The organism is Microbispora sp. NBC_01389 (assembly GCF_045040095.1).
In the GTDB taxonomy this organism is placed as follows: Bacteria; Actinomycetota; Actinomycetes; order Streptosporangiales; family Streptosporangiaceae; genus Microbispora.
Genome location: NZ_CP109552.1, coordinates 5,353,323 through 5,380,146, shown reverse-complemented (window position 1 = coordinate 5,380,146; position 26,824 = coordinate 5,353,323). Strand labels below are relative to the sequence as shown.

Annotated in this window: 16 protein-coding genes; 2 read left to right on the top strand and 14 right to left on the bottom strand. The window is 72.1% G+C overall.

What is annotated here, in order from left to right:
- Positions 1-337 precede the first annotated feature (337 nt).
- The 12 genes from OG344_RS23665 to OG344_RS23610 all read right to left on the bottom strand — a co-directional run bounded on the left by OG344_RS23665 (position 338) and on the right by OG344_RS23610 (position 18,086).
- Complete coding sequence (locus OG344_RS23665; protein WP_405084949.1) at positions 338-2,839, bottom strand: AfsR/SARP family transcriptional regulator; 2,502 nt, start codon at positions 2,837-2,839, stop codon at positions 338-340.
- Positions 2,840-2,999: 160 nt separating this feature from the next.
- Complete coding sequence (locus OG344_RS23660) at positions 3,000-6,059, bottom strand: BTAD domain-containing putative transcriptional regulator (RefSeq protein ID WP_405084948.1); 3,060 nt, start codon at positions 6,057-6,059, stop codon at positions 3,000-3,002.
- Positions 6,060-6,607: 548 nt separating this feature from the next.
- Entirely contained in the window at positions 6,608-6,775 is a 168-nt protein-coding gene (locus OG344_RS23655) for a hypothetical protein (RefSeq protein WP_327045461.1), read from the bottom strand.
- 86 nt (positions 6,776-6,861) lie between these two features.
- Entirely contained in the window at positions 6,862-7,686 is an 825-nt protein-coding gene (locus tag OG344_RS23650; protein WP_405084947.1) for an ABC transporter ATP-binding protein, read from the bottom strand.
- A complete protein-coding gene (locus tag OG344_RS23645; RefSeq protein WP_327045459.1) occupies positions 7,683-8,480 on the bottom strand; it encodes an ABC transporter ATP-binding protein in 798 nt (265 codons plus the stop codon). The genes OG344_RS23650 and OG344_RS23645 overlap by 4 nt, the downstream gene beginning before the upstream one ends.
- The gene (locus OG344_RS23640) at positions 8,477-9,286 is read right to left on the bottom strand and encodes an ABC transporter permease (protein WP_327045458.1); all 810 of its coding nucleotides are present in this window, start codon (positions 9,284-9,286) and stop codon (positions 8,477-8,479) included. The genes OG344_RS23645 and OG344_RS23640 overlap by 4 nt, the downstream gene beginning before the upstream one ends.
- Positions 9,283-10,242 carry an ABC transporter permease gene (locus tag OG344_RS23635; protein ID WP_405084946.1) on the bottom strand — a complete coding sequence of 320 codons (960 nt, stop codon included), beginning with the start codon at positions 10,240-10,242 and terminating at the stop codon, positions 9,283-9,285. Before OG344_RS23635 ends, OG344_RS23640 begins: the two co-directional genes overlap by 4 nt.
- Positions 10,243-10,245: 3 nt before the next feature.
- Entirely contained in the window at positions 10,246-11,709 is a 1,464-nt protein-coding gene (locus tag OG344_RS23630) for an ABC transporter substrate-binding protein (protein WP_405084945.1), read from the bottom strand.
- A 224-nt stretch (positions 11,710-11,933) separates the two neighbouring features.
- Complete coding sequence (locus OG344_RS23625; protein ID WP_405084944.1) at positions 11,934-12,725, bottom strand: thioesterase II family protein; 792 nt, start codon at positions 12,723-12,725, stop codon at positions 11,934-11,936.
- A gap of 262 nt (positions 12,726-12,987) precedes the next feature.
- On the bottom strand, positions 12,988-15,525 hold the full coding sequence (locus OG344_RS23620) for an FtsX-like permease family protein (protein ID WP_405084943.1): 2,538 nt from the start codon (positions 15,523-15,525) through the stop codon (positions 12,988-12,990).
- Positions 15,525-16,313 (bottom strand): ABC transporter ATP-binding protein, encoded by a 789-nt coding sequence (locus OG344_RS23615; protein ID WP_327045453.1) that lies wholly within the window; start codon positions 16,311-16,313, stop codon positions 15,525-15,527. The genes OG344_RS23620 and OG344_RS23615 overlap by 1 nt, the downstream gene beginning before the upstream one ends.
- 201 nt (positions 16,314-16,514) lie before the next feature.
- Positions 16,515-18,086: an MFS transporter gene (locus OG344_RS23610; RefSeq protein ID WP_405084942.1), complete on the bottom strand. Its 1,572-nt coding sequence runs from the start codon at positions 18,084-18,086 to the stop codon at positions 16,515-16,517.
- 324 nt (positions 18,087-18,410) lie between these two features.
- Between OG344_RS23610 and OG344_RS23605 the strand changes: the two genes are divergently transcribed.
- Together OG344_RS23605 and OG344_RS23600 are read left to right on the top strand one after the other, a co-directional pair.
- On the top strand, positions 18,411-19,262 hold the full coding sequence (locus OG344_RS23605; protein WP_327045451.1) for a mycofactocin-coupled SDR family oxidoreductase: 852 nt from the start codon (positions 18,411-18,413) through the stop codon (positions 19,260-19,262).
- Between the two features lie 3 nt (positions 19,263-19,265).
- Positions 19,266-20,543 (top strand): LLM class flavin-dependent oxidoreductase, encoded by a 1,278-nt coding sequence (locus OG344_RS23600; RefSeq protein WP_405084941.1) that lies wholly within the window; start codon positions 19,266-19,268, stop codon positions 20,541-20,543.
- A gap of 140 nt (positions 20,544-20,683) precedes the next feature.
- On the opposite strand, the gene OG344_RS23595 is transcribed toward OG344_RS23600, so the two are convergent.
- Together OG344_RS23595 and OG344_RS23590 are read right to left on the bottom strand one after the other, a co-directional pair.
- Positions 20,684-21,298 (bottom strand): TetR/AcrR family transcriptional regulator, encoded by a 615-nt coding sequence (locus OG344_RS23595; RefSeq protein ID WP_327045449.1) that lies wholly within the window; start codon positions 21,296-21,298, stop codon positions 20,684-20,686.
- A 113-nt stretch (positions 21,299-21,411) separates the two neighbouring features.
- Positions 21,412-26,820, bottom strand: a complete 5,409-nt coding sequence (locus tag OG344_RS23590) for a type I polyketide synthase (protein WP_405084940.1) — start codon at positions 26,818-26,820, stop codon at positions 21,412-21,414.
- Positions 26,821-26,824 lie beyond the last annotated feature (4 nt).

Here is a 26,824-nt window from a genome sequence, read left to right as displayed (position 1 = left end):
CGCACAGCCTCGCAGCGCCGGCTATCGGTTCGCCTTCGCCGCTCTATCGGGGGCGCGGCGCCGTGCACGGGTGACGAGCCACCGGGCCGAGGCCACCCGGACAAGGGTGCCTAGGGGTGTCAACACGTCTTCCGAGACTTTTATAGTGATATCAGCGAAAGCGCAAGTTTGAACGATTTGTGAGCCTCATGAGAGGTGACGCCTCTGAGTACGCGACAGCCGCGGAAACCGTGAATCCAGCGATGAGAGACGAACGAGTCGCACGAACGAAAATGGAGCCGTCGGGAATCGACCCGACGGCTCCATTCGTCTGCCCGGCTCACCCACGGGCGGCGGCTCATTTGCGCACGGGGGTCTCCACGGTCCGCGGCGGAGGCCCGGAGGCCGGACGGCCGCGGACCGGCCGGGGGGAGCGCCGGCCGGGTGGCTGCGCCTTCTCCTCGTCGAGACGGCTCGCCACCACGCGGCGCGCGCCGGCCTCGTCGGAGCGGCCCGACTCGCGCTCCAGCAGGCCGATGCGGCGGCTGGCGAGGGCCACGCCCTGGTCGTCGCCGGTCTGCCGGAACAACTCCAGCGCGGTGTCGAGGCTGCCGCGGGCGTCGGCGTAGCGCTGCTCGGCGGCCGACAGCAGGCCCGTCGAGTAGTGCATGACCGCCTGTCCCCTGCGGTCCCCGGCCTGGCGGGCGGCCGTCAGAGCCAGAATGTTCATGTCGCGCCAGTCGTCGAAATAGACCCCGGACTCGAAGAAGGGCGCGGCGCAGATGGCCAGGTCCCAGGACAGGTCGGCGAGACCGGCCTGGGCGGCCTGACGGATCCCGGACACCAGCGTCAGCCGTTCGCGTTCGTACCACGGGAGCGGCTGCTGGACGAGCCGGCGGACCAGCGTGTCGGGCAGCGGCCAGCGAGCGGCTCCGCTGTGGAGGCCCGCGTAGTCGTCGCCGTACTGCTCGCGGTGCGCGTCCCGCGCGAGGTGGAGCAGGCAGCTCAGCACCCTGGCCAGCGCGGCGCCGCGCTCGGCGGCGGGTTCCTCGGCGGCCAGGCGCTCCCTGGCGAAGACCCGGATGAGGTCGTGGAAGCGGTACCGGCTCTGCGCACCCCTCCCCGTGCCGGTGATCTCGACGAGCTGGGCGTCGGCCAGGTCGTCCATCAGGTCCTGGGTCTCGTACAGCGGCCGGTCCAGCAACGCGGCGCTGACCCACGAGGGGAACGGCTGGAAGTCGAGGATGGCGAGCCGGCGAAACAGCGTGCGGGCCAGGTCGCCGGTGCTCTCGTAGGCGACCGCGATGCTGGCCCGCATGCCCATCTCGCCGTGCCTGAGCTCGTCCAGCCGCCGGGTCTCGTCCTGCAGCCGCCCCGCCAGATGCTCGATGCTCCAGTGCGGATGCGCGGAGAGACGTGATCCGGCGATGCGCAACGCGAGCGGCAGCCGGCCGCAGAGCTCGGTGAGGGCCCGGGCCGACGCCGGATCCGACCGCACCCGGTCCTCTCCCGCGATGTGGGCGAGCAGCCGCATCGACTGGTCCGGGTCGAAGGTCTCCACCTCGACGTTCCGCGCGCCGGGCAGGCCGGTCAGCCTGCCGCGGCTGGTGACGATGACCGAGCAGCCGGAGCTGCCCGGCAGCAACGGCACCACCTGGCTCTCGCCGGCCGCGTCGTCGAGCACCACCAGCACCGTGCGGCCGGCCAGCAGGCCGCGGTACATCTCGGCCCGCTCGTCCAGCGTCTCCGGTACGGCGCCGCCCGGGACGCCGAGCGCCCGCAGGAACCGGCCGAGCACGTCGAAGGGATGCACCGGGCGGGCCGCCCCTCCGTGGAGGGCGGCGAACAGCTGCCCGTCCGGGAACCGCCCGGCGACGGTGTGGGCGGTGTGGACGGCGACGGTGCTCTTTCCGACGCCCGGCTTGCCGATGATGACCGCGATCGGCACGGCGGACGACGCCCGTTCCGCCGGGGACGGCGTGACGAGGCGGCGTACGGCGTCGACCTGCGGGGCGCGGCCGGTGAAGTCGGCGATGCCGGCTGGCAGCATCCGCGGGGCGCCGGCCCGGGGCGCCGTCGTCACGGCGGCGCTCACCGGTGGCGTCGGCGCCGGCCGCCCCGTGTCGACGGAGACCCGGATCGCGTGTTCGAGCAGCCGCAGCCGCTCGTTCGGCTCTATCCCCAGCTCCTCGACGAGGATCCGCCTGCCCTCACGGTAGACGTGCAGGGCCTCGGGCTGCCGTCCCGACTGGTGGAGGGCGGTCATCAGCTGGCCGCGCAGCTGCTCGCGCAGCGGATACCGCTCCACCAGTTCCGTCAGCTCGGCTATCACCTCCCGGTGCCGTCCCAGGGAGAGCTCCAGCTCGATGCAGTTCTCGTGGGCGGCGATCCGGTCCTCGGTGAGGCGGCGGGCGGCCGCCCGGATCAGCCTGCCGTCGATCCCCTCCAGTGCGTGGCCCCGCCACAGGGCGAGCGCCTCGCGGTAGTGCCCGACGGCGGCCGAGGCCGCGCCGGCCGAGGCCGCCCGCCGGGCCGTCAGGACCAGGGTTCCGAAGCGGTCGGAGTCGAGTTCGTCGTCCCCGATCTCGATCGCGTACCCCTGGGAGTGAGTGGAGATCAGGTTGGGCCGGCCGTGCTGGGCGAAGACCCGGCGCAGGGCCGAGATACATATCTGCACCTGTGAGCGGCAGGTCGTGGGCGGGTTGTCGTCGTAGACCGCCTCGATGAGCCTGCCGATGGACGTGCCCCTGCTGTGATCCAGCAGGAGCACGGCGAGGGCCGTCTGCTGTCTCGTGCTGCCCAGGTCCACGCGATGCGCGCCGTCCATGACTTCCAGAGGCCCGAGAATGCGAAACTTCACCGCATGACTCCTTGCACTTATCGGGCCCGTCCTCCGGGCCCACAAGGATGATCGGTTTCACATGTTGATGGGGATGGACGAGAAGATTACCGTTGCGGACTGATCCTATGACCCAACCGATGGGGATTCCAACAGGTTGGCAGTCCCGGCAGCGGCCGCCTTAGGACAGACCGGCCCGATGTGTGGGTGTCGCCAGCACGACCCGCAGCCGCTCGGCCACCTCCGGGCCCAGCTTCGCCGCGACGGCCAGGATGCGGGCGACGGCCTCCACAGCCGACGCGTCGTCGCCCCGCGCCCGGTGCGCGTCCCGGAGCAGCTTGAGCGCGTTGACCTCGTCCAGCGGCACGCCGGCGAGCAGGTCGAGCGCCTGCTCGGCGGCGGTGACCGCGCCGGCGGAGTCGCCCTCGGCGAGGGCGAGCTCGGCCAGTGCGGCCAGCACCCGGCCCCTGCTGAGCCGGTCGTCGGTGGTGGTGGCCAGCATCAGGGCGTGCCGCAGCGTGCCGCTCGCCTCGGCCCTGGCGCCGAGCCGCAGCTTCGCCAGGCCCGTGCAGATCAGGGCGTACGACTCCCCCATGGGATCGCCGATCTTCTGGTAGACGGCGAGCGCCGCCTCCACGATCGTGAGCGCCGCCGCGTACCGGCCCAGCTCCAGATAGGTGTAGCCCAGCCTGACCTGGATGTAGGCCTTCTGCCGTCCGCTGACGCCGCCCGCCAGTTCCATCGCGTCCGACAGCAGGGCCTCGGCGCCCTCGGGGTCGGAGAACAACAGCCGGATCTGCGCGAGGTGGCAGAGCACGTTGCTGGTGTTGCTCGGCGTGCCGTGGCGCCGTGAGAGGTCGAGCGCCTGCCGGCACCGCTCGGCCGCGGCGTCGAGCTGTCCGGTGACCAGGTGGAGATAGCCGAGGTTGGCCAGCGCGGTGGCGAGGGAGCGCTGGTCGTCCAGCTCGGTGAACAGCTGGATCGCCGCCAGGTAGTCGCGGCGCGCGTCGTCGAACCTGCGCTCGTTGGAGGCCAGCGCCCCGTTGACGTACAACATGGCGGCCTGCCCGGCCATGTCCCCCGCCTGCTGCACGGCGGCCATCGCGAGCTGCTGCGCCTCGCGCCAGTCGTCCAGGTAGAACCGCGACAGGAAGAAGGTGGCGGCGCCGAGCGCCAGCCCCCAGCAGACCTCCGACAGACCGGCCTGCGCCGCCTGCCTGATGCCCGAGACGAGAATGGACCGTTCTCGTTCGAACCAGGTCAGCGGGTGCTCCACCAGCCGGTCGACCAGGGCCTCGGGCAGCGACCACGCCGGGGGCGGGATCAGGAGGCGGTCCTCCAGCTCGTTCCTCCTGGCCGCGTCGACGAGGGTCAGCAGGCCGCCGAGCATCCGGCCCAGGGCCGCGCTGCGCTCGGCGATGGGCTCCTCGGCGGCCAGGCGCTCGCGGGCGAAGACCCTGATGAGGTCGTGGAAGCGGTAGTGGACGTTGACGCCCCGGCCGGTGCCGGTCGTCTCCAGCAGCTGGGCGTCGGCGAGGTCGTCCAGCAGGTCCTGCGCCTCCGCGACGGGCCGGTCGAGCAGGGCCGAGCCGAGCCAGGCGGTGATGATGTCGCAGTCCAGGATGGCCAGCCGCCGGAACAGCCGCCTCGCGTCGCCGCTCACGCTCTCGTACGTGAGGGAGATGCTCGCCCTGATCGCCATCTCGCCGTGCTTGAGCTCGTCGAGCCGCCGGGTCTCGTCCGCCAGCCGCTCCACGAGCTGCTCGATGCTCCAGTGGGGGCGGGCGGCCAGCCGGGCGCCCGCGATGCGCAGGGCCAGCGGCAGGTGGCCGCAGAGCTCGGCCAGGGCCACCGAGAAGGCGGGCTCGGACTGCACGCGCTCGGCCCCCGCGATGCGGGAGAGCAGGTCGAGCGACTGCGCCGAGTCGAAGACGTCGACCTCGACGTGGACGGCGCCCGACAGTCCGGCCAGGCGGCTCCTGCTGCTGAGGACGACCGCCGCGTTGGGGCTTCCGGGCAGCAGCGGCAGGACCTGGCCCTCGGTGCCGACGTCGTCCAGGACGATCAGCACCTTCTTGTCGGCGAGCAGCATGCGGTAGAGCTCGGCCCGCTCCTCCAGGCCGTCCGGGACGGAGGAGCCGGTCACGCCGAGCGCCCGCAGGAAGCGTTCCAGCACCCTGATGGCGGCGACCGACCGGGAGGAGCCGCCGTGGAGGTTGGCGTAGAGCTGGCCGTCCGGATAGTGCTCGACGACCCGGTGCGCCACGTGCACCGCCATGGTGCTCTTGCCGATGCCGGGCTTTCCGGACAGCGCGACGATGGGCACGGCGTATCTGCCGGGACCGCCGCCGGAGCCCACCAGCCGTTCCATGATCTCGTCCACCAGTTTGGACCGGCCGCTGAAGTCGGCGATGTCGGTCGGCAGCAGCCGGGGCACGGCGACCGGCGGAGGGGGTGGCGGAGGCGTGCTCACCCGCACGGCGGTCGCGGGCGGGTTCAGCTCGGGGTCCGAGGTGAGGATCGCGTGCTGGAGCCGCTGGAGCCGCTCGTGCGGCTCGATCCCCAGCTCCTCGATCATCACGCGCCTGGCCTGGTTGTAGGCCTGCAGGGCCTCGGCCTGCCGGCCGGAGCGGTAGAGGGCCAGCATGAGCTGTCCCCGCAGCCGTTCGCGGAGCGGATACTGCGCCACCAGCGCGGTCAGCTCGCCGACCAGCTCGTGGTGGTGGCCGAGGTCGAACTGCAGGTCGACGCAGTCCTCGTTGGCCGCGACGCGGTCCTCGTCCAGGCGCATCGCGGCCGCCTGGACCACCCTGCTCTCGATGCCCTCCAGGGCGGGGCCCCGCCACAGGGCGAGCGCGTCGCGGTAATGGGCCACCGCGTCCTCGGCGCGGTTCTCCGCCCGGGCCTGCTTGGCCCGGCGCAGGAGGTGCTCGAACCGGCCGAGGTCGAGGCCCTCGTCGGCGATGCGCACCGCATAGCCGTTGGACTGCGTCGCGATGATGTCGGGCCTGCCGCAGTTGCCGAACAGGCGCCGCAGGGCCGAGACGCAGATCTGGATCTGGGCTTTGGCGGTCGGCGGAGGGGCGTCGTCGTAGATGGTCTCGGTGAGGCGGGAGACGGTGACCGTCCGGCCCGCCTCCAGGAGCAGCGCGGCGAGGACCGTCTGCTGTCTGGCTCCCCCGAGCTCCAGCCTTCGGTCAGTGAGAACGACCTCAAGTGGGCCCAGGATCCGGAAGTCCACCCACATCTCCTGTTGAGCTGGCGTAGCTCCCCCATGCCAGAGAACCTGACCGAGAGATTAATCCATCCCAATCGTGTGTGCTACGCCCGAACCTCAACAGCTGAGCCGTTCTCAACGACTTTCAGTCACTGTGATGCAGGGTGTCCCGTAAAGTCTCTTTCCAGATGAAAATGTATAAGACAAATGTATAGGACATATGGCGGCCCGACGGCCGCCGCACCCCTCGGCGTGCGGCACGAGACCATGCCGTTCGTGTCCGCCCTTGCCACACGCCGAGCGCCCCCGTGGTACCCGGCGAGGCCGCCCCCCTCGGCTGCTTCGACCGGGCACCACCCGTCATGGGCTGATCTCCCAGAGTGCGCGTACTTTCGCTGACGATCCGTCCAGAGCGGCACACCGCGTCAGCTTCGACTGTCCCAGATTGGGAAAGTCGCCCTACCCCCAACCGATCCCGCTCCACTGTGAGCGCGACCGGACCTAGTGAGAATCACACGATTCGATTTCCAGCCGGCAACAAGAATTCACGCCCTGTTAACGGGGCTCCCAGATCACGGAAACCCGCAGCAGAGCTTCGTGGCGGGCACCTCGTAGACCGGCTTGGCGTCAATGACGGCACCGGCGGCGGCGCCTCCGCTGAGCGGGAAGGCCACGAACGCGAACGTGACGACCATGGCTCCGACGATCCGGCCGAGGCGCGACAGCAGGGTGTTCTTCATCTCTTACCTCTCACATTGGCTGGGAACTCTGTCCGACGCCTTCACGGTAGGAAAGGCCGCCATCCGTCCGTTATTGGATCGGCTTTTTACAGGTCAGGGCGGGTTCGCGGGCGGCCCTGTGCTCCCGGGAGCCGTGGCACCGCGGCCACGAGGCGCCGTGTGCAGGGATGACGCGGCGATCCGAGCACCTCGGCGGTGGCTCCGCGCTCGACCACCCTCCCCCGGTCGAGGACCACGGTCTCCTCGCACAGCGCGGCCACGACGGCCAGGTCGTGGGAGACCAGCACCACGGTCAACCGCCTGTTCTCCCGCAGGTCGGCGAGCAGATCGAGGAGCCTGAGCCGGGTGGCGGTGTCCAGGGCGCTGACCGGCTCGTCGGCCAGCAGCACCCGGGGGGAGGCCGCTATCGCCCGCGCTATCGCTATCCGCTGCCGCTGCCCCCCGGAGAACTCGTGGGGATAGCGGCGGGCGGCGTCCGGAGGCAGTCCCACCGTGCGCAGCGCCTCCTCGACCATGGCCGTCGCCGCCGCGCCGCGGGCGACGCCGAGCGAGCGCAGGGGCTCGCCGACGATCCGGTCCACCCGCCGGCGTGGGTCCAGCGAGGAGTACGGGTCCTGGAAGACGGGCTGCACCGCGTGCCGCAGCGCCCGCATCCGTCCGCGCAACGGCAGGCCGTCGAGGAGCACCTGCCCCGTGCTGGGCCGCAGCAGCCCCAGCATGAGGCGGACCAGCGTGGTCTTGCCCGCTCCCGACTCCCCCACCAGAGCCAGCCCGCGGCCCGCGGTGACCTCGAAGGAGACGTCGCCGAGCACGGCGGGACCACGCCGGTAGGCGAAGCCCAGGTCGCGTACGCCGAGGATCGGAGGCGCCGGCGACGGTGGTGGTGGTGGCAGCGGCGGTGGCGACGTCACGGCAGCATCCGTTCCAGCGCTCCGTGCAGCCGCCGGGCGGCCGACACGAGGTCCTGGGTGTGCGGGTGCGACGGCGCCCCCAGCACGTCCCCGACCGCGCCCTCCTCCACCGCCCTGCCCCCCTCCAGCACCAGGATCCGGTGGCTGATCCGCGCCACCACGGCCAGATCGTGGCCGACGAACAGCAGCCCCATGCCGCGAGCCGCCACCAGCCGGTCCAGCAGCGCGAGCATCTCCGCCTGGACCGTGCCGTCCAGCGCGGCCGTGGGCTCGTCGGCGATCAGGAACGCCGGATCGCAGGCCAGCGCCATGGCCGTCGCCACCCGCTGGCGCTGGCCGCCGGAGATCTCGTGGGGATAGGACCGGGCGATGCGGTCCGGGTCGCTCAGCCGCACCTCCGCCAGCGCCTCGATGACCGCGCGCCGCGCCGCGGCCCCGCGCAGGCCGCGGTGGCGTCGCAGCGGCTCGGCGACCTGCGCGCCGACCCGCATCAGGGGGTCCAGGGCGGCGAGCGGGTCCTGGAAGACGACGGCGATCCCGCGGCCCCTGACCGTGTTCAGCACCCGCTCGGGCGCGCCGAGGATCGGCTCGCCGTCCAGGAGGACCCGGCCCGAGGCGGCCATGCCGGCCGGCAGCAGGCCGGCGACCGCCAGCACGGTCAGGGACTTGCCCGCGCCGGACTCCCCGATCAGCCCGAGCCGGTCTCCCCGGGCCAGGCGGAAGGACAGGTCGTGCAGCAGTTCGCGGCCGTCCGCCGTGCGCACCGTGAGATTCTCGGCTTCGAGCAGTCTCACCAGCGCCCCCGCAGCAGCGGGTCGGCGACCTCGCGGACGCCGTCGGCCACCAGGTTGGCGCCGATCACCAGGAGCACGAGCAGCAGTCCCGGGGCGACGATGCCGCCGGGGGCGACCAGCACCGTCGCCTGGGCCTCCCGCAGCATGTGTCCCCAGGAGGCGTTCGGCGGCGGCGGGCCGAGCCCCAGGTAGGACAGGCCGGCCTCCGCCAGGACGGCCCGGCCCAGCTGGAGGGCGAGGTTCACGGCGAGCGCGGGCCAAATGTTGGGCAGCACGTGCCCGGCGACGATCCCCGGCCAGGACGTGCCCGAGGTGCGGGCCGCCGTCACGTAGTCCTGCGCCAGCACCCGCTTCACCTGCTGCCTGGCCGGTCTCGCCACCACGGCGGTCATGGCCAGCCCGATGGCGGTCACGGCGGACAGCAGCGATCCCCGCCTCGCCGCGACCACCAGCATCGCCAGCAGCAGCGTCGGGAAGGCGATCAGGATGTCCAGCGCCACCGCCATCACGTCGTCCAGCCACCGTACGGCGAAACCGGCCGCGAGCCCGGCCAGCAGGCCGAGCGCTCCGCCGAGGGCCACCGCCCCCGCTCCGATCGACAGTGCCACCCGGGCGCCGATCATGAGCTGGGTGAGCAGGTCCCGCCCCAGCCGGTCGGTGCCCAGCCAGTGCTCCGGGCCCGGTGGCTCCAGCCTGCCGCCCGACGTGTCGCCCGGGTCGTACGGCGTCCACAGCGCCGAGACCAGCGCGATCGCGACCACCCCGCCCAGCAGGACGCAGCCCGCGACCAGCGCCCGCGACCTCACGCGGACGCCGTAGTACGGCGCAGCCGCGGGTCGATGAGGCGCTGGGCCGTGTCGGCCACGAAGCCGATCGTGAGCACGGTGGCCGTGCTCAGCGTCAGGACGCCCTGGATGACGGGGTAGTCGTGCTGGGCGAACGCCCGCACCAGCATGCTGCCGAGCCCCGGCAGCGCGAAGACGTTCTCCACGACGACCGCCCCCAGGAACGTGGTGGCCAGTTCGATGGCGAGGATCGGCACCACGGGCGCGGCGGCATTGCGCAGCCCGTGCCGCCGGAGCGCGGCGCGGAGCGGGGCGCCGAGCGCCCTGGCGGTCCGCAGGTAGTCGCTGTCGAGCACGTCCAGCGCGGCGGAGTGGACATAGCGGGTCAGCGAGGCCGCCATCACCAGCGCGATGGTGAGCACGGGCAGCAGGAGCGAGGTGAGCGCGGCGGCCGGGTCGGCCCAGTCCTCGGCCGGGAAGCCGCCGGCCGGCAGCCACCGCAGCCGCAGCGCGAACACGGTGACGAGCAGCATGCCCACCCAGAAGACCGGCACGGCGAGGCCCAGCTGACTCACCCCCGCCAGCAGTGTGCCGTACCAGGTGCCCCTGCGCAGCGCGATGAAGAATCCCGTGGGCACCGCGACCAGCGCGGCCAGCAGGAAGGCCAGCACCGTCAGAGGTACGGTGACGCCCAGCCGCCCGGCGATCTCGGACGCCACGGGCAGGGAGCTGACCAGCGACCGGCCGAGGTCCAGCCGCGCCAGGTCCCGCAGCCACCCGCCGAACTGCTGGGACAGCGGCAGGTCGGTGCCGAGCTCGTGCCGGGCGGCGGCCGCCTGCCGCGCGGTGGCGCCCATGTCGAGCAGCGCGTTGGCCGGGTCGCCGGGGAGCACCCGGAGCAGCACGAACAGCGCCACGCTGGAGACGGCGAGGGACACAGCCAGCAGGATCGCCCTGCGGACGAGATAGGCGGCCATCGGTCAGCGCCTGTCGATCCCGTAGACGGGGAACTGCGCCTGGACCGCGTTCGCCGCGTACCCGGTCACGCGGGCGGAGGCGACGACGATCTGCGGGTTGAGGTAGAGCCAGTCGCTGGCGGCGTCCTCGACGATCTCGCGGTTGGCCCGCCGGAGCAGGTCGGTCTGCTCCCGTGTGTTCTTCGCGGACTCCGACCTCCGGATCAGGTCGGCGACCTCGGGGTTGTCGTACCCCCAGTAGAAGCCGGGGTCGCCGTAGTAGCGGATGTCGCGGTCGTTGACGTGTTCCTGGAGGGTCGCGGCGAAGTCGTGGTGCTGGAAGACACGGGAGTACCACTCGTCGGCGCTGATGATGTCGATCGTCACCGTGATGCCGACCTTGGCCAGTTCCGACTTCACGAACTCGGCGATGGTCGGATGAGGGTCGTACTGCGGGGTGTCGAGCGTCATCGCGAAGCCGTCGGGGTAGCCCGCCTCGGCGAGCATCCTCTTCGCCGCCTCGACGTCGTAGGCGTTCTGCCCGCTCAGGTCCTCGTACCAGGGGTCGGAGGGCGGCACCATCGAGCCGATCACCATGCCGCGCTCGCCCCAGATGGACCGCAGCAGTTTCGCGTCGTCGATCGCGGCGCTGACGGCCCTGCGCACCAGCGGCTTGTCGAAGGGCGCGCGCCGGCAGTTGAAGGCGAGCAGCAGCTTGGTGGTGGACGTGCCCTCGGTGACCCGGAACGCCGAGGTGTCGGAGAACGGCGCCAGCGCGTCCGGGCTCTGCACGCTGGTGACGACGTCGACCGCGCCGGACAGCAGCGCGTTGTCGAGCGCCGCCGCCTCGGTGTAGTAGCGGAACGTCACCTGCCCGCATTTGGGCGCCGCCCCCCAGTAGCCGCCGAATCGCTCCATGGTCAGCGTGGCGCCGCGCTTCCAGGACGCGAGGCGGTAGGGACCGGTGCCGTCCTCCGCGGTCTTCGGATCGGCCAGCGTGTGGTTGACGATCCACACCTGGCTGAGGTTGTAGACGAGCGAGATCGACCTCCTGGAGAGCCGGACCACGACGGTGTGGTCGTCCGGCGCGTCGACGCTCCTGATCATGTCGAGCACGTTCTTACGTGAGGACGTGGACGTGCCGGCGAGGACGCGCCGCAGGCTGTGCCGGACGTCGGCGGAGGTCATCGGAGTGCCGGAGTGGAAGCGGACGCCACGGCGCAGCACGAAGGTGTAGGTGAGGCCGTCGGGGCTGACCGTGTAGTCGGAGACCAGCGACTTCTCGACGGCGCCCGCCTCGGTGAGGCGGAAGAGGGCCTCGTAGACGTTGCCGGCCAGCGCCTCCGCCGCGCCCTGTCCCCCGCCTCCGGCGTTGTCCAGATTCTGCGGCTCGTAGAGAGACCCGACGGACAGGGCACAGGAAGCGGACGCGCTGCCGCTGGGAGATGAAACGCAGGCCGTGGCCGACAGGATGACGACGGACAGCACGGCGGTAAGACGCCTTATCTGAAATTTCAACTTTCCCCCCATTGCATACCCCGGGCCATCCTTGCGCCTTGTCGCCCGGTCTGACCATAGACCGGGCCTGCGAAAATCGCCGTGCAGTCAAGAGGCGCGAGTGGAGGAAAGTGTCAAGTGGCGCAAGCCCGCCGCACTACCCGGCGGGCTCCCAGTTTGCGTTTTTCCGCAATTCGGCAGGTTAGGGTGGCCATTTACCCCCGCAGCGCGCTGGCCTGGCCGGGCAGGGCAGGCGTACGACCGGCGACGACCTCACGGATCACCCGCATGACGTCGGCAGCGTGGTCGTTGATGAAGAAGTGCCCGCCCCGGTAGACCCCGAGGTCGAACCGGCCGGTGGTGTGCTCGGCCCAGACGCGTGCCTCCTCGACCGTGACCTGGGCGTCCTCGTCCCCGATCAGCGCCACCAGGGGGCAGTCGAGCCGGGGACCCGGCCGGTAACGATAGGTCTCCGCGGCCCGGTAGTCGTTGCGCAGCGCCGGGAGGATCATCTCCACCATCTGCGGATCCGCGAAGAGCCGCGGATCGGTGCCCGAGAGCTTGTCGAGGCCGGCGATGAAGTCGTCGTCGCTCAGCAGGTGCACCCGCTCGTCGCGGAAGGTCGAAGGCGCCCGGCGCCCCGACACCACGAGGCCGCGGGGGTCCACTCCCGCCTGCGTCAGCCGTAGGCCGACCTCGAAGGCCAGCGTCGCGCCCATGCTGTGGCCGTAGAGGTAGACGGGCGGGCCCTCGCACCAGGGCCGCACCAGGGGGGCCAGCACGTCGGCCAGCACGTGCAGGTCGCCGATCAGCGGTTCGGTACGCCGGTCCTGCCGGCCGGGATACTGGATGGCCAGCACCTCGATGCCCGGCGAGAGGGTCCTGGACACCGGGAAGAAGTACGTCGAGGCGCCGCCCGCGTGCGGGAAGCAGATCAACCGGGCGGCGGCGTGCGGCGCCGGGTGGAACCTCCGGACCCAGCCGTCGCTTCCGTTCAGTTCGGACATCTCACTCAGCTCCCCATTGTCGTCACACGTCGGGCGGCGTCTCCCCCGCCGCCGGGAGGACGGGCCGAGGGTATGCCGCGTCATTCATTGAAACCGTGCGGGAGCGGCGGCGCCACCGGAGAATCGCCCCTAAACACCGGCGTGCGTCCCCTTGTCCGGAAAACAGCATGGGTACGGCGTCGCGGGGCGCCCGCGATGCCGTACCCATTGAATTCGGCCTGTCTGAATTCAGGATTATGCGCGAATGACTTTCTTCCGGCGGTCAGGTGGGCAGGGCGGCCTCGAGCGGCCGGTTGCGCAGCGTCCGCAGCACCGCGACCAGGGTGCCTCCGAGGGTCAGGACCGCCGCGGCCCCGGCGATCAGCAGGAAGATCAGCGGTGACCCGGCCGGCACGAGTTTGCCCGTCCGCCCGAGGGCGAACGTCACGAACGCGAGCGGCGCGATGAGTGCTCCGAGGCCGATGCCGATCAATGCCGTGAGAGCGCCCTCCACCGCCGTCATCCGCAGCACCTGCCTGCGGGTGGCGCCGATGAGCCGCTGCAGGCCGAACTCGCGTCTGCGGTGACCGGTGGCCAGGAACAGCGTGTTGATCACGGAGATCGCGATGAAGCCCATCAGCAGCGCGAGGAAGAGGTAGTTCACCAGCTCCTCCGCCCCGAGATGGTGCTCGAACGACCCGCGCAGGGTCTGCCGGTCGACGATCTGCGCTCCGGGGAAGGCGGCGACGACACCGCTCAGCGCGGCGGACAGCTGCGCGACCGACGTCCCGGGCTGGGGCGCGGCGAGGATGTAGAGCGGCAGGCCGGCGGTGGTGTGCTTGGACAGCAGGTCGATCGGCAGGATGATCGACTCGAAGCTCACCTTCTCCGACATCAGCCCCACGATCTTGACGTTCACCCGGGAGTTGTCGCCGAGACGCAGCGTGATCGTGTCGCCGACGCCCCTCTTCAGCTCTTTGGAGTAGACATCGTTGATGACGACGGTGTCGCCCTGCAGCTGCGTGAGCGAGCCCGAGGTCATCGTGGCCGCGCCCACCTTCTCGGCGGCGTCGGCGGTGAAGCCCTTGAACTGCCAGCCGCCGAGGTCCGCGCCGGCCCGCGGGTCCGGCGGGTCGTCGACGAACCCGGCGCTCGCGGTGAACTCCGACGCCGCCCCAACCCCGGCCACCTCGCGGACCCGGGGCAGGGCCTCCGGACCGAACCCGCCGGGCGGCGCCTTGATGATGACGTTGCCGGCCAGGCTCTCGGTGTAGATGTTGATCGACGCCGCCTCCGTCGTGATGACGTAGGTGGTGGCGGTGGCGACCGAGGTCATGAGCATGATCGGGGTGATGACCGCAGCCAGTTGCGGCACCCGCGCCCTGGCGTTCAGCGCGGCGAGGTAGCCGGACACCGACGACAGCCGCCGCAGCGGCGGGGTGAGCACCGCGACCAGGACCCGGGTGATGTCCCGGCCGAGGAGCATCACGCCGAGCGCGAACAGGATGGCCGCCCAGTTGGCCGGGCCCGCGATGAAGGGCCCGGTGACCAGGTTCAGCGCGACGAAGACCAGCCCGCCGCTGTAGGCGAAGAGCACCAGGCCGATGATCCGCCGGACCCAGCCCGCCCGCTTGACCACCGCGTCGGTGCCGGCCATGGCGGCGGTGGGCCGGGCGCGCAGGGCCCGCTTCCCGGCGATCAGGCCGGCGCCGAGCGAGGTCGCCACGGCCAGCACGTAGGCGATGACCGGAAGCACCCATCCGCGCTCGTAGGACAGCTCTTCGGGGGCCACGCCGATCCTGACCACCATCCGGTACAGGAACTCGCCGACGAACCATCCCGGCAGGACCGAGAGCGTGGTCGCGAGCAGCGACACCACCAGCGCCTCGGCGAGGATCATCCTGCGGGTCTGCCAGGGCGTGGCGCCGATCGCGCGCAGCACCGCGATCTCCCGCTCCCGGTTGCTGGCGACCAGCGAGAGCGTGGAGGCGACCGCGAGCAGCCCGGCGACCAGCGACAGCGCGACGAAGATGCCGGCGATCAGGATCAGGTCGTGGACTTCGAGGGAGGAGGGGAACTCGGCGTTGCCGCGGTCGTCCCCGGTGAGGACCGCGATGCCGGGAGCGCCCACGGCCGCCGAGGCCTTCGCGCCGAGCGCGGCGGCGCCGGTGCCGGGCTGGGCGACGAGGGAGATCGTGTCGACCCGGGCGGGGTCCCGCGCGAGCCGTTGGACGTCCGGGGCGGTGAAGAAGATGGAGCGCTCGGTCGTCGGCTGCGCCGGGGCGACGATGCCCGTGACGGTGAAGTCGCCGACGGCGCCGTGCGCGCCGATTTTGATCGTGTCTCCGGTGGACGCCCCGATCCGGCGCGCGGTATCGGTGTCGAGCGCGACCTCCCCCGCACGCTGCGGCGCGGCGCCCGCGCCGATCGAGTAGGGGCTGAGCACCGCCGATCCCCAGTCGCGCCCGTGGGCCTCGGTGTCGACGGGCCTGCCGTCGCGGAGCACGAACGTGTCGAAGGCGACGTCGGGGATGGCCGTCTTCACGCCGGGAATCGCGGCGAGCCTGGTCACCAGGTCACGGTCGATCTGCACGTGTTCGTTGAGCGCGCCGACCGGGTTGTCGGCCAGGATGTAGCGCGGGTCGCCCGCGACCACCACGTCCGCCCCCGCGAGGCGCTGGGGCAGGACGGTCTGCCGCAGGCCGGTCTCCATCATCCCGCCCGCGGCGACCAGCATCATGCTGCAGAAGAACATCCCGATGAAGGTCGCGACATATCCCCCCCACCGGTAGCGGAGGGTTCTCCGGGCAAGCTGGAACATCAGCGACCGCCCTCCGCGCGCGCGACCGAGCGCTGCTTCGCCCACTCGCCCAGCCGGGTGAGCTGCTCGGCGACCGACTCGGCCGTGGGGTTGGCCATCTCGGTGACCACCGACCCGTCGACGAGGAACACCACGCGGTCGGCGTAGGAGGCGGCGACGGGGTCGTGGGTGACCATCACCACGGTCTGGTCGTACAGGCGCACCGACTCACGCAGCAGTTCGAGGATCTCGCGGGCGGTCCTGGAATCCAGCGAGCCCGTGGGCTCGTCGGCGAAGATCACGGCGGGGCTGGCCACGAGCGCCCTGGCGATGGCCACCCGCTGCTGCTGCCCGCCGGACAGCTCGCTCGGCCGGTGGCCGGCCCGGTCGCCCAGGCCCACCTGGGTCAGCACGTCCCTCGCCCTGGCCTTGTCGATCTTTCGTCCGGCCAGTCGCAACGGCAGGACCACGTTCTGCTCCGCGGTCAGCGCGGGCATCAGGTTGAACGCCTGGAAGATGAATCCGACCTTGTCCCGCCGCAGCAGGGTCAGCGCGGTCTCGCTGAGGCCGTTGATCTCCTGGCCGTCGAGCTGCACCGATCCCTCGGTCGGCTCGTCGAGGCCCGCCGCGCAGTGCAGCAGGGTCGTCTTGCCGGAACCCGACGGGCCCATCACCGCGGTGAGCGTGCGCCGTTCGAAGCTCACCGTGACGGATTCGAGCGCGACCACGCTGTTGTCGCCCGTGCCGTAGACCTTGCGAACTCCGGACAGCGACACCGCATGCGGCGTCGGGGATTGCCGACTGCTCATGTGAACTCCTCACATGCTCGTGTGTCGTGTGGGGATGCACTGGACGTCGCCGCGGGCAGAGAGGGAACTCCGGGATCGAAGACGCCGAGAGGGAAGGGGGTCCGGCTCTCCGGCGGTGCCGGTGGAAGCCGGACCCCAGAGCGCGGGCGGTGCGGCGAGGGTGGGTTCGGGTGGGGCTCGCCGGCCGCCGCGTCGTGCCGGTCAAATCGCGGTGGGGACCTCCGGAGTGACCGGCCCGGGGAGCACCTCCTCTCCTTCCTTCGTGTACGTGACGTGGCTGAGCCGGGTCACCAGCAGCACGGCCGACACGAGCGCGATCACGATGCCGAGGATCGCGGTGAGGCTGGTCGCCTTGGCGAACGCCTCACGGGCGACCGCGAGCAGCGCTCTCGCGGCGTCGGGCGCCAGCGACTGGGTCACGGCGACCGCGCCACCCATGGTCTGCCGGGCGGCGCGCACGGCCTCGGCCGGCACACCGTCGATCTGGGTGCCCAGGTAGTTCCGGTAGATCGCGGCACCGATGGTGCCGAAGATCGCCAGGCCGAGTGCGCCGCCGAACTCCTGCAGCGTCTTGGTGAGCGCGGAGACCGCGCCGACCTGCCGCGGCGGAGAGATCGCGACCGCCATGTCGGTCAGCAGGGCGAACAGCAGCGCGGTGCCGACGCCGATGCCCACGATGCCGCTCACGACCAGGAAGATGCCGCTGTCGGCGGTGACCTGGGTCATGATGCCGAAGCCGATCGCGGCGAGCAGGAACCCGGACGCCATCAGGTAGGCCGGCTTCACCTTCTCGACCATGCCCATGGCGACCGGCACGAGGCTGCCCGCGATCACCGGGGACGCCATCGACCACAGCGCGGCCGGCAGCGGCCGCAGGCCGATGACCTCCATCAGGAACTGCGTGGTGAACACCGAGAACCCGATCACCAGGAAGAACCCGGTGGCGCTGACCGTCAGCACCGGCAGGAAGCCGCGGGTCCTGAACAGCTGCGGAGCGATCATCGGGTGGGTCAGGTGACGCTGCCGCAACGCGAAGATCACCGCGAGCACGATGCCGCCGACGACCGCGCCGAGCGGGACCGCCTCCAGGCCGTTGATCGCGAGCTCCTTGACGCCCCAGATCACGCTGAGCACCGCCACCAGCGACAGCAGCGCGCTGAGCGTGTCGAACCGGCCGACCTGGTCGCGCGGCGGCCGGAAGGCGGGGACGAGGAACGGCATCGCGATCAGCAGGATCGCGATGATCGGAGCGTTGATCAGGAAGATCGAGCCCCACCAGAAGTTGTTCAGCAGCACACCGCTCAGCACCGGCCCGAAGCCCGCGCCGGCCGAGATGGCCAGCGAGAACACCGTGATGGCGGTGCGGCGCTGCTTGGCGTCGGTGAAGATGACCGGCAGCAACGCGAGCGAGGACGGCATCAGCGCCGCTCCGCCCAGGCCCTGCACCGCGCGGCACACGATCAGCATCTCGGGACTCGTGGCGAACGCCGAGCCGAGGGACGCGAGCCCGAAGATGGTGCAACCGATCATCAGGGTGCGCCGGCGGCCGAACAGGTCGCCCAGGTTACCCATGGTCAAGAGCATGCCGGCCAGTACGAACCCGTAGATGTCGATGATCCACAGCTGCTGCGTGCTGGAGGGCTTGAGGTCTGCCGCGATCGACGGGATGGCGAAGTAGAGCACCGTGATGTCGATGGCGACCAGCAGAGGCGGCACCGCGAGTGCGACGAGCGCCAGCCATTCCTTACGTCCGGCGAGTTGATTCGTAGTCATGATTTAATCATACGTCCGTATTAGACCCTTGTATAGACCGAGTTGCCGCTGAGGATCCTGATCATGTGGTCGCTCCGTCTCGTCATCGGGGGTGACAGGGGAGGTGAACACGGATTCCGCACCGCAAGACAACCACGCCGTCACGGCGATCTGAAGGCAGAAGGCACAGGTCAGGGGTGTAGTAGGGGTCCGGCGGCCGACGCACCCCTACCGCGCGCCGAGGCCTCGCGGCGATGTCAGGGGTGCTTGCGGGAAGCGACGGACATCCCCGGCAGGACATCCTGTTCGGGAGATTCCTTGACGCACATACCACAGGAGGGCCGTATGGGCCGCGTGGAAAACAAGGTCGTTGTGATCACCGGTGCGGCGCGTGGGCAGGGACGCAGCCACGCCGTCCGGCTGGCGGAGGAAGGCGCCGACATCATCGCGCTGGACGCCTGCACGGACATCGAGGTCGCCCAGTATCCGATGGCCACCGTCGAAGACCTGAAGGAGACCGTCCGCCTGGTCGAGCAGACCGGCCGCCGGATCTTCAGCCGGCAGGTGGACGTCCGCGACCGCGCCGAACTGCAGAACGCGATCGACGACGGCGTGGCCGAGCTGGGCAGGCTGGACGTCGTGATCCCCAACGCCGGGATCAGCGTGCTCGGGCCGGACCGGCCGATCACCGCGTTCACCGACACCGTCGACATCAACCTGGTCGGCGTGATCAACACGATTCACGCCACGTTGCCGCACCTGAGCGAGACCGCCTCGGTCATCGTGGTCGGCTCGATGGTCGGCCTGATCCCCGACCGCGGGGACCCGGGCCCGATGGGCCCCGGCGGCCTCGGATACAGCCTGGCCAAGTCCACGCTGATCCAGTACGTGAACACACTGGCGCTCCAGCTCGCGCCCTCGGGCCGGCGGGTCAACGCCATCCACCCGACCAACGTCGACACCGACATGATCCAGAACGAGTCCGTGTGGCGGCTGTTCCGGCCGGACCTGGAGCACCCGACCCGGGAGGAGGGCAACGCCTCCTTCGCCATGATCCACGGCATGCCCATCCCGTGCCTGGACCCGTCCGACGTCTCGCACGCGATCGTCTACCTCGCGTCGGACGAGTCCCGCTACGTCACCGGCAACCAGTTCAAGATCGACGCCGGTGCCCTGCTCAAGAGGGGCGTGTGGTAAATCATGCGCTTTGGGTTGTTCTACCACCACCAGGTGCCGAAGCCGTGGACCGAGGACAGCGAGGAGCGGGTGCTCAGGGAGTCCCTTGAGCAGATCGAGCTCGCCGACCGCCTCGGCTACGACTATGTGTGGGAGACCGAGCACCACTTCATGGAGGAGTACTCCCACTCGGCCGCCCCCGAGGTCTTCCTGGCCGCCGCCGCGGCCCGGACGAAGAACATCCGGCTCGCGCACGGGATCGTCTCGATCCCGCCGAACGTGAACCACCCCGTACGCGTGGCCGAGCGCCTGGCCACCCTCGACCTCATCTCCGGCGGCCGGGTCGACTTCGGCAGCGGCCAGGGCAGCACGCAGCTGGAGGTGGGCGCCTTCGACGTCGAGCGCGACAAGAAGCGCGAGCAGTGGCGGGAGGCGATCGACGTCATCACCCGCATGCTCACCGAGGTGCCGTTCACCGGCCACCAGGGTCAGTGGATCAACGTCCCGCCGCGCAACGTGGTGCCCAAGCCCAAGCAGAAGCCCCACCCGCCGCTGTGGGTGGCGTGCAGCTCGCCCGAGACGGTGGAGTACGCCGCGCGCAACGGCATGGGCGCGCTGTCGTTCGCGTTCGTCTCCCCCGAGGAGGCCAAGGAGCGCGTCGAGACCTACTACGACCTGATCGCCTCCGAGGAGTGCGTGCCGGCCGGCTACGCGGTCAACCCCAACTTCGCGCTGGTCATGCCGTTCATGTGCCACGAGGACGAGGAGACGGCGCTGGACCGCGGCGTGCACGGCGCCCACTTCTTCGCCTACTCGTTCCTGCACTACTGGATGCACGGCGCGCACCGGCCGGGCGCCACCGACATCGCCAGGGACTTCGCGGAGAACCGCGACGCCTTCGGCTTCAGCCGGCACCTGCCCCCGGAGACCCGGGCCGACATGGACCCCGACCTGCTCGCCCGGATCGACAACCTCCGCAAGGCCATCGGCACGCCCGACCAGCTGCGCGAGCTGGTCCGGTCGTACGAGGCGGTCGGCGTCGACCAGATCATCTTCCAGGTGCAGATCGGCGCCAACAAGCACGAGCACATCTGCGAGTCGCTGGAGCTGTTCGCCCGGGAGGTCATGCCCGAGTTCGCCGAGCGCCGGGAGGACCTCGACGCGGCCAAGGCCGCGCGTCTCGAGGTGCCGATCAAGGACGCGCTCTCGCGCCACCAGCCGGCCACCGTCGACGTCTCCCACGTGGTGATCAGCGCGGAGCAGGCGGAGATGCTGGAGAACACCGACGACGAGGACGACTGACGGCCACGTCGCGCCACGTCACCCGGCGGAGGGCCCGGAAGGCGATGCCTTCCGGGCCTTCATCGTGCCTGCCCTCGGATGCGCCGGCGGCCGACTGTGCCTGCCCTCGGATGTGCCTGCCCTCGGATGTGCCCGGGCGCTCAGACGTGCTCGGGCTCGGGCTCCCGGGCGCCGCCGTTCCACATCAGGCCGGCGGCGATCTGGCGCAGCGCCACGGTGAGGTCGTGACCCGACGGCGCGTGGCCGGGGTCGATCAGCCACTGGACCATGACCCCGGTGACCAGGGCCTGGTAGAACGAGCCGACGGCGCGGGCGGTCTCCTGGTCGGTGTCCTCGCTCACCGTGCCGAACAGCCGGCCGAGGCCCTCCCTGCCCTGCTCCAGGCCGTCGGCGAGCACCTGGCGCACGGTCGGGACGTGCTCGATCTGCGCGAACACCTCGATGTTCGCGGCGCACAGGGCCCGGTCGTTGGCGAACAACTCGACGAGGCGGCTCCAGATGGACTCGAACCGCTCCAGCGCGCCGCCGTCCTGGCCCATCGCCGCGGCGAGCGCGCCCTCCAGTTCCTTGCCCCACTCCCCGAGCGCGTCGATCAGGGCCTCGTTGAGCAGGTTCTCCTTCGACCCGAAGTGGTACCCGATCGAGGCGAGGTTCGTATCGGAGACCGCCACGATGTCACGGGTGGTGGTACGGGCGTACCCCTTCTCGCGCAGGCAGCGCTTGGCGCCCTCCAGCAGGTCCTCGCGGTGTCCCATAATCGAAATCCTTACGCCGTCTAATACAGTTGTCTTAATCATACGTAAAAACGCGCGGCCGCCAAAGGGCGCCCGCTCGGCGAGCGGGCGCCCTGCGGGGCCATGACCATGGGTTACAGCGTCTCAAGCTCGTTGTCGAGGATCGCGAACAACTCGTCGGCGGTGGCCGAGCCGAGATCGATCTCCGGTGCCGGGAGCCTGGCGGCGAACAGCTCCACCAGATGGCGGGCGACCGCCGCGGCCGTCGGGTAGTCGAAGATCAGCGTTGGCGGCAGCCGGTGCCCGGTCGCCGTGGTGAGCCGGTTGCGCAGCTCCAGCGCGCTCAGCGAGTCGAAGCCGAGGTCGAGGAAGCCGCGGTCCGGTCCGATCGCCGTGTTCCGGTCGTGCCCGAGCACGGCCGCGGCGTGGGTGCGCACCAGGTCGAGCACCACCCGCTCGCGGTCGGCCGGGGCCAGCTCGGCCAGGCTCGCGGCGAGGTCGGAGGCGGCCGGGCGGCCGTCCGCCTCGGCGGCCACCCGCCGGACCCGCCGGCTGCGCAGGCCGCGCAGCAGCGCGGGCACCTCGTCGGTGCGGGCGTCCAGCGCGGTCCGGTCCACCCGCAACGGCACCAGGGCCGGGACACCGGCGGCCAGCGCGGCGTCGAACAGCGCCAGCCCGTCCGACGGGGACAGCGGCGGCAGGCCCTGCCGCCGCATCCGCTGCCGGTCGGCCTCGCCGAGGCCCGTGCTCAGGCCGGTGTCGACGTCCCACAGCCCGAACGCCATGGACGTCGCGGGCAGGCCCGCCGCCGTACGGTGGACGGCCAGCGCGTCGAGGAAGACGTTCGCGGCGGCGTAGCCGGCCTGGCCCGCGGCGAGCACCTGGCCGCCGGCCGAGGAGACGAGGACGAACGCCGACAGATCCAGCCCGGCGGTCAGCTCGTGCAGGTGCCACGCCCCGTCGGCCTTGGCCCGCAGCGACAGGTCGACGTCGGCCGGGGTGATCGTGTTGATCAGGGCGTTCTCCGCGACGCCCGCCGCGTGCACGACGCCGGTCAGCGGGCGCCCGCGCGGGACCCCGGCGAGCAGCGCCGCGACGGCGGCCCGGTCCGACACGTCGCAGGCGGCCACGGACACCTCCGCGCCGAGCGCGCGCAGCTCCCCGGCCAGCTCCGCCGCGCCGGGCGCGGCGGGGCCGCGCCGGCCGGCGAGCAGCAGGCTCCGCACGCCGTGCTCGGCGACCAGATGCCGGGCGATCACTGCGCCGAGCCCGCCGGTGCCGCCGGTGATCAGCACCGTGCCGGTGGCCGGCCACGGCGCGCTGTCCCCGGCCCCGGCGGCAGGCACCGTGGCAGTCACCGTGCCAGGCACCGTGCCAGGCACCGTGGCGGGCAGGGCGGCAGGCACCCTGGCGGGCAGGGCGGCGGTCGCGGGAGCGGGCACGCGGGCGAGCCTGGGCACCAGGATCTCGCCGCCCCGCACCGCGACCTCGGGCTCGCCGGACGCCACGGCGGCGGCGATCATCCCCTCACCGGTCTCCGCGTCGACGTCGACCACGGCGAACCGGCCGTGGTTCTCCGCCGCCGCGGCCCGCGCCAGGCCCCACACGGGCGCCTGGCCGACGTCGATCGCCTCGTCGTGGACGCGGACGCCGTTCCGGGTCAGCAGGACCAGCCGGGAGTCGGCGTACCGCCGGTCGGCCAGCCACGCCTGGACGGCGCCGAGCGCGCGCCCGCAGGCGGCCCGTACGGCGGCGGGCACGTCGGCGGCGGGCACGTCGGCGGCGGGCACGTCGGCGGCGGCCTCGTCGCCGCCGAAGCAGCGGTAGGCCACCAGGTCGGGCACGTTCTCGCCCAGCTGGGCCAGGTCGTCCACGACGGGCACCGCGCCCGTGCCCGGCGGCGGGGCGTCCGGCCTGGTCCACTCGACCCGCAGCAGCTCCGAGCCGGTCGGCGTGCGCAGCGCGCCGGCGTCCACGGCGCGGGAGACCAGCGCGCCCACCGACAGCACCGGCCGCCCGGACCAGTCGGCCACGAGGACCCCGGTGACCTCCTCGCGGCCCTGGCGGCGGATCCGCACCCGCAGCGCGGCCGCGCCCGTCGCGTGCAGCGACACCCCGGTCCACGCGTACGGCAGGAGGGTCTGCCCCGCGCTGTCCTCGTCCAGCAGGTCGGCGTGCATCGCGGCGTCGAGCAGCGCCGGGTGGATGCCGAACCGGCCGGGTTCCACGTGCTCGGGCAGCACCACCTCGGCGTACCAGTCGTCGCCGTCCCGCCAGGCGGACCGCAGGCCCTGGAACGCCGGGCCGTAGTCGTACCCGCGATCGGCGAGGCGCTCGTACGCGCGGTCCAGGTCCACCGGGGCCGCGCCGGGCGGCGGCCACTCGGCGAGCTCGGGCGCGGGCGGTGCCGCGAGCGCCGCCGAGAGCGCGCCCTGCGCGTGCCGGGTCCAGGGGGCGTCGAGCGGCCCGCCCGCGGGCCTGGAGTAGACGGTCACCGCCCGGCGGCCGGTGTCGTCGGCCGCGCCGAGGCTCACCTGCACCTCGACCGGCGCGTCGCCGAGCACCAGCGGCGCGTGCAGGGTGAACTCGTCCAGCGTGGGGCAGCCGACGTGGTCGCCCGCCGCGATGGCCAGCTCGACCAGGCCGGTTCCGGGGAACAGCACGGTGCCGGAGATGGCGTGGTCGGGCACCCAGGGCTGGGCCTGGGCGGACAGCCGCCCGGTCAGCAGCAGCCCGCCGGTGTCCGGCACGGCGACCACCGCGGTGAGCAGCGGATGGCCGACGGCCCGCTGCCCGAGGCCCGCCGCGTTCGCCGTCGCGCCGCACTCGTCGTCGGACCAGTACCGGCGGCGGGCGAAGGCGGTGGTCGGCAGGTCCGCGACGCGCGCGCCGCGGCCCTCGAAGAGCGCGGGCCAGGAGACCGGGACGCCGCCGGTGTGCAGGCGGCCGAGCCCGGTGAGCAGTGCCCGGGTCTCGGGCACGGTGCGGGCGAGCAGGGCGACCGTCTCGGCCCGGCCGGGTTCGAGCATCTCCCCCGCCAGGCCGGCGAGCGCGCCGTCCGGGCCGATCTCGACGAACCGGTCGGCTCCGGCGCTCGCCAGGAAGCGGACGGCGTCGGCGAAGCGGACCGCGTCCCGCGCGTGCCGCACCCAGTGGTCCGCCGACCAGGTGCCGGCGGGCGCCGGTTCGCCGGTCACCGTGGACACGATCGGGACGCGCGGCTCGCCGTACGCGATCTCGGCCGCGACCGCCGCGTACTCGGCGAGCATCGGCTCCATCAGCGGCGAGTGGAACGCGTGCGACACGCGGAGCCGGCTGGTCTTGCGGCCGAGGGCGGCGAAGTGGGCGGCGATCGCCTCCGTCTCCTCCGCGTCGCCGGAGACGACGACGGAGCGCGGGCCGTTGACCGCGGCGACGCCGGCCCGGCCGGTGAGCAGGGGCAGCACCTCCTCCTCGGCAGCCGCGACCGCGATCATCGCGCCGCCGGGAGGCAGGGCCTGCATGAGCGTGCCGCGCGCCGCCACGAGCCGCGCCGCGTCGGACAGGGACAGCACACCGGCGACGTGGGCCGCGGCCAGTTCGCCGATGGAGTGGCCGGCGAGGTAGCCGGGCGTGACGCCGAACGACTCCAGCAGCCGGTAGAGGGCGACCTCCAGCGCGAACAGCGCCGGCTGGGCGGACCCGGTCCGGGCCAGCGCCTCCGCGTCGCCGCCCCAGACGACCTCCCGCAGCGGGCGGGCCAGCCAGCCCTCCAGCGCGGCCACCGCCTCGTCGAACGCCGAGGCGAAGACCCCGAACGTGCCGTGCAGCTCCCGGCCCATGCCGAGCCGCTGCGTCCCCTGCCCCGCGAAGAGGAAGGCGGTGCGGTGCGCGGCGGCCTCGCCGCGCCACAGGTTCGGCCGGTCGCCGCCGTCGGCGAGCGCGGAGAGGCCCGCCACCGCCTCGTCCCGGTCCGCGGCGATCACGACGGCTCGGTGTTCGTGGACGGCCCGGCCGGTGGCCAGGGTGGCGGCGACGTCGAGCAGATCCGGCGCCGACACGGCGGCGGACCCTGCGGCGGACCCGGCGAGCAGGCGCGTCCGCAGCGCGCCGGCCTGCGCGCGCAGGCTCTCCTCCGTACGGGCGGACACGAGCAGGGGGACGGCGGGCAGGGGGACGGCGGGCAGGGGCAGGGGGGCGGGCGCGGGCGGCTCCTCCGGGGCCTCGCCGATGATGACGTGCGCGTTGGTGCCGCTCATCCCGAACGACGACACCCCCGCGTAGCGCGGCCGCGCGCCGGCCGGCCACTGCCGCACCTCGCGCAGCGGCTCCGCCCGGCCGGCCGACCAGTCCACGTGCGGGGTCGGCTCGTCGAGGTGGAGGATCTTCGGGAGCACCCCGTTGCGCAGCGCCTGCACCATCTTGATGACCCCGGCCACGCCCGCCGCGGCCTGGGTGTGGCCGAGGTTCGACTTGATCGAGCCGATGAGCAGGGGCGAGCCGTCCTCGGGCCGCTGCCGGCCGTAGGTGGCGAGCAGGGCCTGCGCCTCGATCGGGTCGCCGAGGGTGGTGCCGGTGCCGTGGGCCTCGACCACGTCCACGTCGGCCGGGGAGAGCCCGGCGTTGCTCAGCGCCTGGCGGATCACCCGCTGCTGGGACGGCCCGTTCGGGGTGGTCATCCCGCTGGACGCGCCGTCGGAGTTGATCGCCGACCCGCGCAGCACGGCGAGCACCGGATGCCCGTTGCGGCGCGCGTCCGACAGGGTCTCCAGCAGCACCACGCCGGCGCCCTCGGAGCAGCCCGTGCCGTCCGCGTCGGCGGAGAACGACTTGCACCGGCCGTCCCTTGCGAGGCCGCGCTGGGTGTTGAAGAAGACGAACATGTCCGGGTTGGCCATCACGGTCACGCCGCCGGCCAGCGCGAGCGAGCACTCCCCCGTACGCAGCGCCTGGGCGGCCAGGTGAATGGCGACCAGCGACGACGAGCAGGCGGTGTCGATCGTGACCGCCGGGCCCTGCAGGCCGAGGGTGAAGGCCACCCGGCCGGTGACGTCGCTGCCGCCGCTCGTGCCGAACCCGTAGTCGTGGTACATTACGCCGCCGAAGACGCCGGTCGTGCTGCCGTTCAGCGACGCCGGGTCGATGCCGGCGCGTTCGAAGGCCTCCCAGCTCACCTCCAGCAGGATCCGCTGCTGCGGGTCCAGCGTCAGCGCCTCACGCGGCGAGATGCCGAAGAAGCCGGCGTCGAAGTCGGCCGCGTCGTAGAGGAACCCGCCCTCCCGGGCGATGCTGTGGCCGGGTTTGCCGGGCTCGGGGTCGTACAGGCCCTCCAGGTCCCAGCCGCGGTCGGCGGGGAAGGCGGACACCCCGTCCCGGCCGTCCACGGCGAGCTGGAACAGCTCCTCGGGCGTGCTGACCCCGCCGGGATACCGGCAGGCCATACCGATGATCGCGATCGGCTCGGTCGCCGCCGCCGCGAGTTCCGCGTTGCGCTGCCGCAACGCCTCGTTGTCGAGCAGAGATTTCCGCAGCGCCGCGACAATCTCCTCAACCGGGACGTCCATGTAC

Bases quoted from the DNA above. Each gene is read 5' to 3' on its own strand.
- OG344_RS23635 (WP_405084946.1), bottom strand. From the start codon at position 10,242: ATGGCCGCCTATCTCGTCCGCAGGGCGATCCTGCTGGCTGTGTCCCTC.
- OG344_RS23615 (WP_327045453.1), bottom strand. From the start codon at position 16,313: ATGAGCAGTCGGCAATCCCCGACGCCGCATGCGGTGTCGCTGTCCGGA.
- OG344_RS23600 (WP_405084941.1), top strand. From the start codon at position 19,266: ATGCGCTTTGGGTTGTTCTACCACCACCAGGTGCCGAAGCCGTGGACC.
- OG344_RS23595 (WP_327045449.1), bottom strand. From the start codon at position 21,298: ATGGGACACCGCGAGGACCTGCTGGAGGGCGCCAAGCGCTGCCTGCGC.
- OG344_RS23655 (WP_327045461.1), bottom strand. From the start codon at position 6,775: ATGAAGAACACCCTGCTGTCGCGCCTCGGCCGGATCGTCGGAGCCATG.
- OG344_RS23590 (WP_405084940.1), bottom strand. From the start codon at position 26,820: ATGGACGTCCCGGTTGAGGAGATTGTCGCGGCGCTGCGGAAATCTCTG.
- OG344_RS23620 (WP_405084943.1), bottom strand. From the start codon at position 15,525: ATGTTCCAGCTTGCCCGGAGAACCCTCCGCTACCGGTGGGGGGGATAT.
- OG344_RS23610 (WP_405084942.1), bottom strand. From the start codon at position 18,086: ATGACTACGAATCAACTCGCCGGACGTAAGGAATGGCTGGCGCTCGTC.
- OG344_RS23605 (WP_327045451.1), top strand. From the start codon at position 18,411: ATGGGCCGCGTGGAAAACAAGGTCGTTGTGATCACCGGTGCGGCGCGT.
- OG344_RS23625 (WP_405084944.1), bottom strand. From the start codon at position 12,725: ATGTCCGAACTGAACGGAAGCGACGGCTGGGTCCGGAGGTTCCACCCG.